The 1,080-nt window shown below is 36.0% G+C and carries 1 protein-coding gene; it reads right to left on the reverse strand.

Annotation, left to right across the window (positions count from 1 at the left end; all coding sequences use genetic code 11):
• Positions 1-19: 19 nt before the first annotated feature.
• The coding region (locus AN619_RS02510; protein WP_068554797.1) for an IS701 family transposase at positions 20-1,080 on the reverse strand (1,061 nt) is incomplete at its 5' end.

Below are 1,080 nucleotides of genomic sequence, written 5' to 3' on the forward strand. Positions count from 1 at the left end.
TACCACTTTACAAGTTTGACTAAGCTACCTGATCTTTGTCAAGGAAGCTCTGCACAGCTTCTTTAACGGTTGAATAAATTTTGGCACTTTCGAAGCTGGATACGAAAGTATCAAATATTAATTCTTTAGTAATTTGTTCACCTACAGCCCTTTTCACTAGTTGAGGACTTTTAAACTGATACTCAGCATATTTCTTATCGATAAAAGGCAACAGACAGGTAAAAGTATAGGCAATAGCCAATAGGTTAACGTATCTTTCGATTGCATCCTTGTTTCTGACCATATAGTTGCCGAAGGACCAAAAGAATTTGTGTTGATAGAACATTACTTCAATATTCCATCTTATTCGATAAATTCGTAATGCTTTGCTCGTATCTTCATTGTCACTATTTGACGATTCATTTGTTGTCAGGACCTTAATTTTATTAGGCTCGATGCTGCTAATATATACTCTGACGGATGAGAAGGTTTCAATATCTGTTGTAGTCACTGTGACATAGATTGCCTCCTCAAATAGATTAGTCATTACTTTTTTCTCAGCAACATAGTATTCACCGTTCTTAACATAGGAAAACTCTTTGATGTCTAATCTATCACCTTTTTTTCTTGGTCTACCTCTTTTGCCTGTAGGGGCTGGAGGAAGATCGTATATGGCTGTATCATGGCGTACTGCACCAATGATTTCTAGATTATCAAATTCTTTTACTGTATCAATGATAGATCCTTTGGTATACCAGCTATCACATAGTAAAATTACTTGAAACTCACGGAGCTGAGGCATAATACTCTTTATCATCTGTGATGCCATTTTAAGTTTATTCTCACCACTTGCATATAGGCGATAGCCTACTGGAATGCTAAGGTATTTTACCTCTTTCCCATAGTATAGAGGAATATTGATCATTACACACACAAAGCAATGACCGTTAAGATACTGGTTGCCTGTCTTTTGCGTATGGTCAAAATGCTTAGCATAACAGTCAAACTTATCGCCGTACTTTGCTTGAAGCGTATCATCAATTGTTATAAATAATGTATTACCTCTCAATTCCTCTGGTATTAAGGATAAGAGAATGGAAA

Source organism: Thermotalea metallivorans (assembly GCF_001562415.1).
In the GTDB taxonomy this organism is placed as follows: domain Bacteria; phylum Bacillota; class Clostridia; order Peptostreptococcales; family Thermotaleaceae; genus Thermotalea; species Thermotalea metallivorans.